Annotated in this window: 12 protein-coding genes; 4 read left to right on the forward strand and 8 right to left on the reverse strand. The window is 48.6% G+C overall.

The genetic code is table 11. The features are described from left to right. Positions 1-11: 11 nt before the first annotated feature. From ACXAGX_RS08715 to prmB, 3 genes are read right to left on the reverse strand one after another with little or no spacing between them, the layout of a single operon-like run. Positions 12-1,187 carry an MFS transporter gene (locus ACXAGX_RS08715; protein WP_474817933.1) on the reverse strand — a complete coding sequence of 392 codons (1,176 nt, stop codon included), beginning with the start codon at positions 1,185-1,187 and terminating at the stop codon, positions 12-14. A 32-nt stretch (positions 1,188-1,219) separates the two neighbouring features. After that, positions 1,220-2,323 (reverse strand): chorismate synthase, encoded by a 1,104-nt coding sequence (gene aroC / locus ACXAGX_RS08720; RefSeq protein WP_474817932.1) that lies wholly within the window; start codon positions 2,321-2,323, stop codon positions 1,220-1,222. A gap of 5 nt (positions 2,324-2,328) precedes the next feature. Next, positions 2,329-3,273, reverse strand: coding sequence for a 50S ribosomal protein L3 N(5)-glutamine methyltransferase (gene prmB, locus ACXAGX_RS08725; protein WP_474817931.1), 945 nt, complete (start codon positions 3,271-3,273; stop codon positions 2,329-2,331). 132 nt (positions 3,274-3,405) lie between these two features. Between prmB and smrB the strand changes: the two genes are divergently transcribed. Beyond that, a complete protein-coding gene (gene smrB, locus ACXAGX_RS08730) occupies positions 3,406-3,972 on the forward strand; it encodes an endonuclease SmrB (protein WP_474837775.1) in 567 nt (188 codons plus the stop codon). 10 nt (positions 3,973-3,982) lie between these two features. Here smrB and ACXAGX_RS08735 read toward each other — a convergent pair whose 3' ends face one another. The 4 genes from ACXAGX_RS08735 to ACXAGX_RS08750 form a co-directional block, all read right to left on the reverse strand. Continuing rightward, positions 3,983-4,108: a DUF3149 domain-containing protein gene (locus ACXAGX_RS08735; protein WP_083273178.1), complete on the reverse strand. Its 126-nt coding sequence runs from the start codon at positions 4,106-4,108 to the stop codon at positions 3,983-3,985. A 289-nt stretch (positions 4,109-4,397) separates the two neighbouring features. Further along, positions 4,398-5,090 carry a transglycosylase SLT domain-containing protein gene (locus ACXAGX_RS08740; RefSeq protein WP_474817928.1) on the reverse strand — a complete coding sequence of 231 codons (693 nt, stop codon included), beginning with the start codon at positions 5,088-5,090 and terminating at the stop codon, positions 4,398-4,400. Positions 5,091-5,200: 110 nt separating this feature from the next. Next, entirely contained in the window at positions 5,201-6,799 is a 1,599-nt protein-coding gene (gene gshA / locus ACXAGX_RS08745) for a glutamate--cysteine ligase (RefSeq protein ID WP_474817927.1), read from the reverse strand. Between the two features lie 73 nt (positions 6,800-6,872). Beyond that, positions 6,873-9,704, reverse strand: coding sequence for a M16 family metallopeptidase (locus tag ACXAGX_RS08750; protein ID WP_474837777.1), 2,832 nt, complete (start codon positions 9,702-9,704; stop codon positions 6,873-6,875). A 218-nt stretch (positions 9,705-9,922) separates the two neighbouring features. Here ACXAGX_RS08750 and ACXAGX_RS08755 point away from each other — a divergent pair, with 218 nt between their 5' ends. From ACXAGX_RS08755 to ACXAGX_RS08765, 3 genes are read left to right on the forward strand one after another with little or no spacing between them, the layout of a single operon-like run. Beyond that, a complete protein-coding gene (locus tag ACXAGX_RS08755) occupies positions 9,923-10,546 on the forward strand; it encodes an Hpt domain-containing protein (RefSeq protein ID WP_474837779.1) in 624 nt (207 codons plus the stop codon). A gap of 4 nt (positions 10,547-10,550) precedes the next feature. Further along, a complete protein-coding gene (locus ACXAGX_RS08760) occupies positions 10,551-11,249 on the forward strand; it encodes a TIGR01621 family pseudouridine synthase (protein WP_474837781.1) in 699 nt (232 codons plus the stop codon). Next, positions 11,246-12,148 carry a ketopantoate reductase family protein gene (locus ACXAGX_RS08765; protein ID WP_474837783.1) on the forward strand — a complete coding sequence of 301 codons (903 nt, stop codon included), beginning with the start codon at positions 11,246-11,248 and terminating at the stop codon, positions 12,146-12,148. The genes ACXAGX_RS08760 and ACXAGX_RS08765 overlap by 4 nt, the downstream gene beginning before the upstream one ends. Here the strand turns inward: ACXAGX_RS08765 and ACXAGX_RS08770 are convergent. Beyond that, positions 12,145-12,999, reverse strand: a complete 855-nt coding sequence (locus ACXAGX_RS08770; RefSeq protein WP_474817922.1) for a formate/nitrite transporter family protein — start codon at positions 12,997-12,999, stop codon at positions 12,145-12,147. The two genes, ACXAGX_RS08765 and ACXAGX_RS08770, sit on opposite strands and share 4 nt — an antisense overlap. Between the last annotated feature and the right edge of the window lie 15 nt (positions 13,000-13,014).

The raw sequence follows: 13,014 nt of genomic DNA on the forward strand, positions 1-13,014 counted from the left end.
GGTTAACGCCTTTAGGCCGGGCGCGTGGTATTGATTGTTGCCCGGTCGCAGAAAATAAGACAAAACGCCCCAATAAACGCAGCGCCAGCAGCAAAGGCAAACGTCTCGTAGGCATGAACGCCCTGATCCCACAGCTGCCCTGCTACATAATTACCCAACGCGCCGCCGATACCAAAAGCGATACTCACATACAGTGCTTGTCCGCGGCTCTGAAACCGGGCCGGGAAAAAGTGAGTGATAAAATGCATAGCAGTTACGTGCGCAAGGCCAAAACTCAGTGCATGAATGAGCTGACTGATCACTACAACCACACCAAACTGGGCCCAGGCTGCCAGCGCGTACCAACGCATTGCGGTAAGGACCAAACAAGCCAACAACAATTGCCATACGCCAAAACGTGAGATGAGCCGACGGGCAATAAGGAATATACCAATTTCAGCCACAACGCCGATAGCGATGAGTAATCCCGTTTGCTGACCCGAGTAATCCAAATCCCGCATGTACAATGCAAAGAAACCGTAATACGCGCCAAAGCTCACTTGCAATAAAGCGGCCGCGGCCAGAAATAGCAAAAATGTGCGATTTTTGGCTATCTGCCATAAGGTACCGGTTTCCTCTTCTTTTGACGGCACTTTCTCTGGCTGACGAATAAACAGCGAAGCGATGAACAAACCCGTGAGCACAAATAAACTGGCGTATACCGGGGCTTCAGAAGAGAAAATATCCAGCGCTTTACCCACGGAAACGGTAAGTACGATAAAACCGATACTGCCCCACAAACGGATCTGACCGTAGCTGATTTTTGTCGGTTTCACTGACTGAATGGTGATAACTTCCAGTTGCGGCAGCACTGCCGTCCAGAACATCATCATTAACCCGAACACCAATGTTAATCCCCAAAAACTGTGAACCCAAAACACCGAACTGAAACACAGTACCGACAATAAGCAGCCTAACCGGACAACGTTAACCGCTTTGCCGGTTTTATCGGCCACACTGGCCCACAGAGATGGTCCGACGATGCGAGATAAGGTAATAACGGCCCAGAGTTCACCAATGTCGGCGGAAGAGAAGCCACGTCCATCGAGAAAAATGCCCAGATAAGGAGTAAGAACGCCTAGCTGCCCGAAATAGAGCCAGTAGGTGATAGCGAGAAGAATAAGATTGGTGCGTGAATGAGCTACCATTTCACGCACCCTTTAAGAGAGATATTCAAGAATTATTTGTCAGCGTTGCCAGGGATAACCGGCGTAGACGTGGAAACACCCGCATTTTGAGCACGGTGCCGCAGACAATGATCCATCAATACAATGGCCAGCATCGCTTCGGCAATAGGCACGGCACGAATTCCCACACAAGGGTCGTGACGACCTTTGGTGACGATATCAATCTCATTACCGTCAACATCAATGGTTTTACCTGGCACAGAAATGCTCGATGTAGGCTTGAGCGCCATGTGTACAACGAGATCCTGGCCTGAGGAAATGCCACCCAGCACACCACCAGCGTGATTACTGGTGAAACCATCTGGTGTTAACGTATCGCGGTGTTCACTGCCTTTTTGCTCAATGACGTCGAAACCATCACCAATTTCCACGCCCTTCACGGCGTTGATGCCCATCATGGCACTGGCGATGTCGGCATCGAGGCGGTCAAACACCGGTTCGCCTAAACCCACAGGAACCCCCGTGGCAACCACGGACACTTTCGCGCCAATTGAATCGCCGGATTTTTTCAGGTCGCGCATATATTCATCCAGCGCTTCCAGTTTACTTTCATCGGGGCAGAAAAACGGATTGGTGTTAGTAATGCTGTGGTCAACCGTGTCCACTTTAATCGGACCCAGTTGAGACAGGTATCCGTGAATTTCAATACCGTAAACCGCTTTTAAGAATTTCTTGGCGATTCCCCCCGCTGCAACACGAATAGCCGTTTCCCGCGCAGAAGAACGACCACCACCACGATAATCCCGAGTGCCATACTTCTGATGATAGGTGTAGTCTGCATGACCAGGGCGGAAACGATCTTTAATATTGGAATAGTCACCACTACGTTGGTCGGTATTCTGGATCAGAAGACCAATGCTGGTACCGGTCGTTTTGCCTTCAAACACACCAGACAGAATTTGAACCTCATCGCCTTCCCGACGTGCTGTGGTATAACGTGACGTGCCAGGCTTTCTACGATCTAAATCAATCTGCAGATCCGCCTCAGTGATTTCCAGTCCAGGAGGACAACCATCAACCACACCACCGATAGCAATACCGTGACTTTCACCAAAGGTGGTCACAGTAAACATTTTTCCGAAGCTATTGCCAGACATCTGTATTAATTTTCCTTACCGTTTAAATAAGTCACCAGTGACGATTTAGACACCGCAAAAATCCCGTGACCGCCCTGCTGCAATTCAACCCAATCTACATGCAACCCCGGGAAACGTGTTGCCATATGCACTTCACTGTTGCCCACTTCCACCAGCATCCAACCACCGTCTTTCAGGTAGTGTGGTGCTTGTTTTAGCATTTGTTCCACCAGATCTAAGCCGTCTTCACCGGCAGCTAGAGCCAACTCAGGCTCATGCTGATATTCATCAGGCAGATCGTTCATGTCTTCTTCATCAACATAAGGCGGGTTAGACACGATTAAATCGTACTGCTGGCCTTCCAGACTGGTGAACAAATCAGAGTGGATGGGGAAAACCCGATCGCCCAGATTATGTTCCTGAATATTAAAGTCAGCCACTTCAAGGGCGTCGAATGAAATATCCACGGCATCAACCTGCGCCAGTGGGAAGGTGTGCGCCAGAGCGATAGCGATACAACCGCCGCCCGTACACATATCCAGAATACTGGTTGGCTCAACCGCTTCTTCAAGGTACGGGGCAAAGCGGGTTTTAATCAGTTCAGCAAATGGCGAACGAGGAATGAGCACGCGCTCGTCCACGTAAAACGGCATATCGCAGAACCAGGCTTCATGAGTGATATATGGCAGCGGCATGCGGGTTTGCACGCGCTTAAGTACCAAATCGGTTACTTTCTCTTTTTCTGACTGGGTTAGTCGCGCAGAAAATAAACCATCGCCGGTACGGGCAGTAATATCTTGTGGCAGATGTAGCGCGTGCATAACCAGGCAAACCGCTTCATCCCAACTGTTATCGGTACCGTGACCGTAGTAAAGTTGAGCGTAGTTGAAACGGCTGACAGTCCATCGCACCATATCTAGTACAGTGTGCAAATCGCGGATGGCTTCGTCTAAATAAATCTTATCGGTCATGGAGTGAGGTACATCGCCAGAAATAAAGCTGGTATCATACCGAAACTCAGGGCGACTCCCAACACAAAATGCGTGCACCACGCCGCATTTGCCCTATTCAATGCGTGTATAAGTGATAACCGGAGAAGATTGTTGGCGGATAAAAGCGGGCCTGAAAATAAGGATGACGATTTCGCGGCCTTTATGGATGAAATGAACGGCATTAAGCCGTTAACGCAGGATAAAGTGGTGCATAAGCGCCGCCACGTGCCAACCAAGCGTTTACATTCTGCCACACAGCCTGACAGCCGTCAGCAGCGTTTGCTCGATGCCAGCTTTGCTTTTTCTGATGTGTATCAAGCAAGTCTTCCCGCCCAAGGCCCCATGCGTTATTGCCGTGAAGACGAACCAACCCATAGCCTTAAACGTCTTCGTCGGGGTGATTTTTACCCTGAGCTGGTATTGGATCTCCACGGCCTAAATCGTGAGAATGTAAAGCTGGAACTCTCCGCATTAATTTATACCGCCCGCAAAGAACTGATTGACTGCGTTGGCATTGTGCATGGTATCGGCGCTGGAATTTTAAAAAACGCCTTGCCCCATTACCTGGTTCAACACCCCCATGTCAAAGCGTTTCACCAGGCTCCCCTGGAGTACGGTGGGCAAGGGGCGTTACTCGTTTTAATTGATACCCCAGACAGCAATGCAAAGAAGGGCTAAGCCTGCTTCGTTATTTATCCTGCTCGGCACTGTTGTGCATAAACAGCCAGGTGTAATACCCCATCATCACAATCACGACGAAAATTAATAGCAGCGAACCCCACACTACCGGATCTTTAATCATGGACATGAACATCGTTCTGCTCCTTAACATTGGTGGACGGGTTAAGTGTGCAACGGTGTCGGAGAAATTTCTGTGATCTGCATCAAGGGGATTTTTCTGAAGCTCGCGGGGGCATGACCTAGATCAACAGGCCATAAAACAATCTGAAAAGTTTTTACTTGTTGCTATTGCAAATCATTATCATTTGCAATATATTGAAACTGCCTGTTCGACGTTGGGTGATTAACGGTCTTGGCTTAGCGTCGATTGTAGGCAGGTGTGTGGTGCGCCTGCCTACCTCTTTTTCTCCGCATTCCATCAATCAGGAAAATAATTTCCAGAACCAACTCTTACTTAAGTCTTCTTCGCAGGTTTTAAGTTGCGTTGCATAACGTAATGAGCGCGCTTTAACGGTGCTAGCCACTTTTTTCAACCAGGGCTTGCTGTTATAACTACGGCGTTTGTAGCCGCCCCAACCTTCATGATAATTCAGGTACTGGGCATAACCGTCCCATTTCGAGACCCCGTTTATTTTATACGACTTAGAAATAAACCAGCCCATGAAGTCCATGGCATCTTCGAAGTCGTCCCGGTCGGCCCAACTGTTACCCGTTTCCCGCACGTAGTCTGACCAGGTGATGGTTTTAGCCTGAGAATATCCATAAGCAGAACTCACCCTGCCCCATGGAATAAGACCGAAGAAAACATAATCTTTGGGTGGCAGTGCATCATGACGGAAAGAACTTTCCTGATACATGATTGCCATTGGAATATGAATAGGCACGCCCCACTTATCCCGGGCATCAGCCGCAGCGTCATACCAATCTTCTTTCTCATAGAAGATTTCACAGATATTACTGGTGTCCTGAGGTGGGGAGGTAGCGCAACCGCTCAGCAGGCTTGCCGAAAAAAAAGTGGCGCCAGCTAGAAAAAACTTGAAACGAATGTTGAACTTTCTCACTGGACGTTGTCTGAATAAGTGTTCTAGCAAAATGTGTGTGTTTCCCTGGAACATTATTTATGCCTGGCCCTCTTGCCAGGCATTTTTTTGTCTGTCGTTCAGGTATAGCCCTGCATTGATGCAGCATAAACGACGGTTCTGACTTCAGTTTACTTAACTTTACGTCAACTTGCTCGCGTTGCCATAGGTTCGGCAAAATAATCGTGAATGAAATCAGCAAATGATTTGTCATCTGCCGCCTCTACCGCTTTCTGAGCAGCGATGGATTCAGATGCCATTCTCTCAAAATCTTCGCGGCTATATTGTTTGTAATCGTAACCGTTTATTTCAGACGCATATTTCTGCGCCAGTTCCAGACCAAACACCACGTTATCTTTATTTTCTGCAAGCAACGCATCGAGAATGCGTCCTGATGGCGTTAGCGCCGGATCGCACACCTTTTCCCATTCGGTGTTTACCGCGATGGAATAATCAGAACGCTGGTTAGCTTTATCAAGCAATTCGGCAGTTTTTCTGAACTGAGCAAACAGCTTTTCAGTCCACGCACTAAAAGCGATGTCGCTGCCATTGGTGTGTAACTTAAGTTCAGGATTACGGCCTTCCAGCACGACTTTGTCCATGTTCTCGCGACACACCACTAACTCTTCTGGCGTCATGTCTGGTGATTCCATCATCAGACAACTCACCATAAACACATCAAGGAAATCCATTTGCGACTTGGTAATGCCCACCGGCGAGAAGGGGTTTACATCCAATACGCGCACTTCCACATAACTCACCCCACGACGTACCAAAGCATCGGTGGGCTTTTCCATCGATGCCGTTGGTTGCTTAGGACGTATGGGTGAATAGAGCTCATTTTCAATCTGCAGAATATTTTTCGATAACTGCTGATAATGACCGCCTTCGCCAGCAGCATACTGGCCAAAACGTTCAGATGGCGTGTACATGGCGCTGCGGAGTTTTTCCGTGTAGGTGGCTATTTGGTTGTAGCAAATTTGCAGCGCCGACTGCTCTGAGTTGGTATAGCCCAAGTCACTCATTCGCAGTGAAGTGGCGTAAGGCATATATAAAGTGCCCTTGCCCACTTTCTTGAACGGTAGAGTAGTCGGTTTTCCTTTCATGAAGGAATGACACAATGCCGGCGAAGCGCCATACAGGTAAGGCAACAACCAGCAAAGGCGACGATAGTTACGCACCATCGCCAGGTAGTCGGCAGACACCTGATCTTGTGAATAGGTCTGCCCTGTGTAGTCTGCCCACACTTTCCAGAAACTGTCTGGCAAAGAAAAGTTAAAGTGCACGCCGGAAATCGCCTGCATCATGCTGCCGTATCGATTTTTAAGGCCCATACGATACACACGCTTCATTTGCGCCACGTTTGATTCACCATAATAGGCCAGTGGAATACGGGATTCGTCATCGATGAAACACGGCATACTTAATGGCCAAAGCAATTCACCGCCCATATTCTCAAGGGCAAATTTGTGAATGTCTTTCAGTTGCGTTTCTGTGATTTCGCTACTGGCTACCGGCGGGGTAATGAATTCGAGCAGCGACTCAGAGAAATCAGTGGTAATACAATCGTGCGTCAGAGCGGCACCCAGTGCTTCAGGATGTTGCGTTACGGCCAGTGCACCAGCGGGCTCAATTCTCAAGCCTTCACGCTCTACACCGTGTTTGATATCTTTTAGCGCATCTAGAAACGCAGGCGATTCCATCGCTTCAACGCGACGGGTAAAAATTTGCTCTGATGAGGTCAATGTGTTCATCCATCAAGGAGTGTTGGCCCACAAATGTGGGGCGCAACACCAGAATTTCAATAAAAACCTTTCACTAATTCAGTGATAACGTCTCGACCGGCAAGCCCAGGGCTTTTAACGGTTCCTTAAGGCTCGCGGCATCACCGACTACAATAATTTGCATGTCGTCGATATTCAATTGTGATTTCGCTAACTCACTCAGTTCCTTCGTGCTTACATTTTTGATCATCATGGTTTGTTGATCGCGGTAATCATCAGGTAAATCATAAGCGAGTAACTGACGCAGGAATGCCACCTTGCTGGCCGGTGTTTCGTACTCCAGCGCATCACTTAGCGTAAACGCATTTTGCATGAACTGTAATTCGGCGTCTGTTATACCGTTTTCACGGTAATTCTTAATCTCTTTCATCATTTCTTTTATGGCATCCACCGTATTTACCGCGGTTACGTTGGCATGGGCCTCGAACCAGCCCAGAGTTTTGCCACCAATGAACGAAGTAGACGCCCCGTAGGTGTAACCTTTGTCTTCGCGAAGATTCAGATTAATCCGGCTGTTAAAGGCACCACCAAGCGGGAAATTCATCAGTCTCGATAAGAAGTACTCGCCTGTGGCATCAAAGGTCATTGCGCGTTTTACCATGTAAACCACAGACTGCACGGCATTCGGGTTATCTACCAGGAATACATGTGGCTGTTCGTACTGAGGGAAATCAGAAAAAGTCGGAATTTCGTAGTCTCTGACCTGCCATTCAGACAAAAAAGACAACGCAGAGGCCACTTCAACCTGCGTGAGATCGCTTACCACCACAATACTGGCGTGAGACGGCGTGTGGAAGGTATCGTAAAATGCTCTCACGTCGTCCAGCGTAATATTGGCAATGGTTTCCAGACTACCGGAAGATGGCAGGCTCACGCGAGTTTCATCGCCATATAATACAAGCTCTTTTGCCCGGTTAGCCATATAGTCTGGATTCCGCATGCTTTGCTGAAGGCTCTGCACCATACGCGCTTTAAGGCGATCAAAGTCGCTTTGCAAAAACGCCGGGCTAAACAGTTTTTCATTCAACAACGCCAGGGTTTTATCCAGGTTTTTGGTAAGGGTAGAAACAGAAACCTGCGTGTAACGGCCTGAGGCACTAAAACGAATTGAACTTCCCAGCTTAGCCAGTTCATTAGAAAGGGCCTCGTTAGAATAATTCTGTGTCGATTCATTCATCATTGCCGCGGTAACGTAAGCTAAGCCTGCTTTATCCATGGGGTCGAGTAACATTCCCCCTTCCAGGTTCAGCGTGAGTGTTACCGTAGGTGTTTCCTCACTGGTCACACCCAGCATATCGATAGCTGGAGCTAGTTTGGTTTTCCAGAATTCAGGCACTTCCACCGTGGGAGCTGGCCCTGCCGCAGGCTCTACATTACGGTCAAAATCATCTTCGATACTGACGGTTTCCACGGTTTCGGCAGGTTGTGCCTGCTGCGGAATTTGACGTGGCGGCATTTCAAAATTCTGTGGGGCGGCGGCCATGTCGGCCTGGCCCTGAGGAACCACAGAAACAGTGACGCTGTGTTTACCCTTCACATATTGCTTGAACACACGCATAACGTCTGCAGCGGTCACATTGCGGTAGCGTTCAAGATCTTCTTGCACTAAATCAGGTTTGCCGTAGAAGGTCTCACCGGCGGCTAATGCACTCACCTTACCTGATACGCTCTGCAAGCCGAAAATGGTGGATGCTTCAATGCCCCCTTTCGTGCGCTGCAAATCGTCGGCATTCACACCTCGGGTTTCAAACTCTGCCAGTGTGCTATCGATGACTGATTCCAATGCACCTAAATCCATACCGTTTTGTGGATTCGCTAACGCGATCAACTGAAATTCGCATGCCAGTTCGCGGCAAGGGTGAGAAGCGCCCGCCTGTACGGCTATCCCTTCTTTCACTAGATTTTTGTACATTAACGAGGTTTTACCCCCACCCAGAATATCGGCTAACACATCCAGAGGCGCTTCATCAGGGTGACGGGCATAAACCGTGGGATAGGTAATTTGCAGCAGTGGTAAATGGACTTTATCTTCCAGTGTTACATAGCGGTCTTCAGCTAATGTTACTGGCTGAGGTTCTGGCTCCGCCACTTCCGGGCCCCGGGGAATTGAGCCAAAATATTGTTCAACCCATTCTTTGGTTTCATCAGCATTAATATCGCCACCGATGGTCAGTACCGCATTATTCGGCCCGTACCAACGTTTAAAGAACGCTTTTAGATCGTTTACATTCACCCGGTCGAGATCTTCCACATAGCCAATTGTCAGCCACGAATAAGGATGACCCGCAGGATAAAGTGCTTCCCCGTTCTTTTCTGACCGCAAACCGTAAGGTTGATTATCAACACGCTGTCCACGCTCGTTTTTTACGGTTTCGCGCTGGTTCTCAAACTTTGTTTGGTTAACCGCAGGCAGTAAGAACCCCATACGGTCGGCTTCCAGCCAAAGTACTTTTTCGAGTTGGTTTGCCGGCACAGTTTCAAAGTAATTCGTGCGATCGTTGCTAGTAGTGCCATTCAGCGTGCCACCCGCTTCAGTGATAATCTTGAAATGTTCCTCGTCGGCAACATGTTCAGAGCCCTGGAACATCATGTGCTCAAAGAAGTGGGCGAAACCACTCTTGCCAACTTCTTCCCTGGCGCTGCCCACGTGATAGGTAACATCAACATGTACCAACGGGTCGGAGTGGTCCTCGTGAAGAATGACGGTCAGGCCGTTATCCAGCGTGTATTTCTCAAAGGGTATGTAAACTTGCTGTTCTTGCAGTGTGTCGTTTGTCGGCTCAACAGGCTTTTGAGACTGACATCCTAATAATGACACTGCAACACTGCCACAGAGTAAGGCTTTCGCGGCGAGAGATAACGTCATCAGGCTTCCTTTTCTTTGTATTTCATGTCGGATTGCGTCAGCAACCACTACTGCTAACCTATGATAAAGCGCACTAGCGAGAATAAGTTGTTACTGCGTTTGATAAAGATTGTTACTGAGACTACCAGAAATTAGCTCAGAAAACCCTGTTCTCCGTAGCCCATGTATCAATTTATTCAACAATGAAATACACTGGCCGAAATTGATGAGGAGATGCTATGAGTTCTGCCGAACAGACAATTAATCTTGAATTTGGCCTGTCTCAATTAAGTGGGAATAAAACCCTCTTTCTGCGTTTATTGCAAAAATTCGCCGACGAGTACCAGCAAGCATCAGATAAGCTTCAGACTATGGTGGATGATCAGCAATGGCAGGAGGCCAGACTCTATACGCATACCATTAAAGGGGTTGCCAGCAACCTGGGATTTACCCGCCTACATCTTGCCAGCAAAGAAACTGAAGCTGAACTCAAAACCGATGCTGCTGTACCAGCCTCTTTGCCGGAACTGAAAACCGCGATGGATGAAACCTTGTTGCTGTTAGCGAAGCTACAGGCCAACCCAGCGTTGTTAGATAATCCACAATCGGCCTTGCTGCCATCATCCGATATTTCTGTTGATCAAGACATGACGCCATCGGCGACTCCCGCTGAAGGCGCAGGCAACACCGCCGCCCCGGATGCTTTTATCCGAGCGCTAGAACAAAGTGAATTTATTGCCCAGGACCAATTGGATAGCTGGCTTGAGCAAACCACATCCGATGCAGGGCTGCAGCAAACGCTACGCGATGCTATCGATGAGTTAGATTACGATAGCGCCTTGGCACTTTTGCGAGCGTCTTAACGGTTTGACCATACAAATTATTGCTGAACACGCCGACTTTATCGTTATCAACAAGCCTGTGGGCGTAGCGATGCACGATAGTGAGCAAGGCGTTATTGCGCAAACAAAAAAAATCACCGGTGATAGCGCGCTCTATCTTTGTCATCGACTAGACACAGTTACCTCGGGCTGTTTATTGCTGGCACGGCATAAAAACGCCGCGGCGGTACTTAGCGAACTTTTTGCTACCCGCAATATTCAAAAATACTATCTTGCCGCCTTGTCCGCAAAACCGTCAAAAAAACAAGGCACGATTGCCGGTGACATGAAGAACCGGCGACGAGGTCAACATGTTCTCACCAAAACCCGAGAGAACCCTGCGGTTACCCAGTTATTCAGTCATCATATCGACCATTTGGGGCGAATTGCACAGGTTAAACCGCTGACTGGTAAAACCCACCAAATCAGGGTTGCAATGAAAAGCCTAGGCGCTCCCATTCTCGGTGACACCCATTACGGCGCCCCGCAAGCCGATAGAGTTAGCTTGCATGCCTGGCAATTGCATTTCGACTATGAAGGGCAAAAATTTACCATTCATTGTCTGCCGCAAGACGGTGAATTCTTTACTTCCCCGCTTTTCACCACATGGCTTGAAAAACAGCCCTGCGTGACTTCACTCCCCTGGCCCGCTTTTACTTTGCCAACCAGACGGGACGATGGATGACGCAAAATAACGTGTGTATTATTGGTGATGGTGCCATCGGTTCGCTGTTTGCCGCTTTTGCGTCAGCAAATGATGTCATGGTGCACCGGGGAATGCGTGAACATAGAACCGGTGTGAAAAGCGTTGCCTTATTCGATGGCAAACAAATATCGAGTTACGCGGAAGATATTTCGCCCACCGGTACACCCCTTACCTATGATCTTGTTGTATTGCCATTGAAGGTTTATCAACTTGAAGCAGCATTGCTTCAATGGCAAGCAGTGATAAGCGACAGCCCCATTCTGCTATTGCAAAACGGCATGGGGGGCGAAGAAATAGCGCGCAAGATTTTGCCTTTGCAACGTATCTATCAAGCCACCACCAGTCACGGTGCTTTGAAAACCAATCACGAATCAGTGCGGCATACAGGAATGGGGACTACATTGGCAGGCCGCTCGTTGTCCACACCGGCCGACCCAGCCACCGATGACAAGATTAGAACGATTGTTGAAACTGCCTTTCCGCCCGTTACATGGTGTGAAGATATTTATCTGTCACTCTGGCAAAAGTTGTCGGTAAACCTGGCGATTAATCCGCTCACCGCCATCCACAATATTCGAAATGGTCAGATATTGGCACCTCGCTTTGTCGCAGTTCTTGACGCACTAAGTCGTGAGATTGCTGAAGTTATGCAGGTTTGTGGGCTGAATGAAAACGCTGAAACCATACTGGCTCGCATAAAAACGGTGGCCCAGGCCACCGCGGATAACTTTTCCAGTATGCATCAGGATATCGCTCATCAGCGACAAACAGAGATAGACGCTATCACTGGCTATCTGTTGTCGAAAGCTGCGGGTGAGCGCATTGCCGTTCCCACCAACGCGCGGCTTTACCAACAGATAAACCAACTTTCCGTTTAATCAGGCTCAATCTCCTGCGCCACCTGACCGTGGGCCAGCAAAGCAAACAGGCAGGTTCCACCGGCGATATTCCCTAATAACGTGCCGCAAATTAATGTAACGGTTTGCAACGCAGACACTTCTCCCTGCAAAGCCAGTAAAAACAGTTCAGTTGAGCCCGCAATCACGTGGGTGAAATTACCGATTGCGATAAGGTAAGTAAACATCACAATAACGAAAAACGCAGCAGACTGCACCGACGGCTTCATCCACACAATAGCAGCAATGATAAATCCGGAAATCACGCCATAAGAAAACACTTCCGAGAAATCCAGTTCAACATAGTGTTTTGAAATTGCGTTCATCCCTTCAATGTATTCTGTCGGCACGGTATGTAGGCCATACATTAAGTAGGCCGCGAGAAATGTGCCCACCATATTGGCTATGAAGACAATCCCCCACAAACGACCGAGACATCCCAGCATTTTCCAAGAGCGGTCGGTGAGCAAAGGCAGGATTACAGTCAGCGTATTTTCAGTGAATAACTGCAAGCGCCCCATAATGACTAACACAAAACCCACGGTATAACCGAAGTTCTCCAGCGCAAACTGATTATCTGAGCCTTCGAACATGGTATGTAGGATCCCCTCTGCCAGCACAGAGGTTGAAATGCCGATCCCCGCGGCGACACCGGACCACCACAACGACATAAAAGGGCGTTTTAATTCTTCCAGCCCTTCCCGGTGAATAACCGCATACAGTGAGACCGAATTGAGGCTCCCATGCTCTTTGACATCCTGCTCTTCTTCTTCGGTAAGCGGAGACTGATGATCTTCATGATCCTGGTGCTTGTGATGTTTGTCGCCTGTCATTGGCAGCCCTTCTGA

This window comes from Alteromonas sp. ABV4_515 (assembly GCF_056160345.1).

Excerpts from the sequence above, each read along its gene's own strand:
- ACXAGX_RS08715 (WP_474817933.1), bottom strand. The coding sequence starts at position 1,187 with ATGGTAGCTCATTCACGCACCAATCTTATTCTTCTCGCTATCACCTAC.
- aroC (WP_474817932.1), bottom strand. The coding sequence starts at position 2,323 with ATGTCTGGCAATAGCTTCGGAAAAATGTTTACTGTGACCACCTTTGGT.
- prmB (WP_474817931.1), bottom strand. The coding sequence starts at position 3,273 with ATGACCGATAAGATTTATTTAGACGAAGCCATCCGCGATTTGCACACT.
- ACXAGX_RS08735 (WP_083273178.1), bottom strand. The coding sequence starts at position 4,108 with ATGTTCATGTCCATGATTAAAGATCCGGTAGTGTGGGGTTCGCTGCTA.
- ACXAGX_RS08740 (WP_474817928.1), bottom strand. The coding sequence starts at position 5,090 with ATGTTCCAGGGAAACACACACATTTTGCTAGAACACTTATTCAGACAA.
- ACXAGX_RS08750 (WP_474837777.1), bottom strand. The coding sequence starts at position 9,704 with ATGACGTTATCTCTCGCCGCGAAAGCCTTACTCTGTGGCAGTGTTGCA.
- ACXAGX_RS08755 (WP_474837779.1), top strand. The coding sequence starts at position 9,923 with ATGAGTTCTGCCGAACAGACAATTAATCTTGAATTTGGCCTGTCTCAA.
- ACXAGX_RS08765 (WP_474837783.1), top strand. The coding sequence starts at position 11,246 with ATGACGCAAAATAACGTGTGTATTATTGGTGATGGTGCCATCGGTTCG.
- ACXAGX_RS08770 (WP_474817922.1), bottom strand. The coding sequence starts at position 12,999 with ATGACAGGCGACAAACATCACAAGCACCAGGATCATGAAGATCATCAG.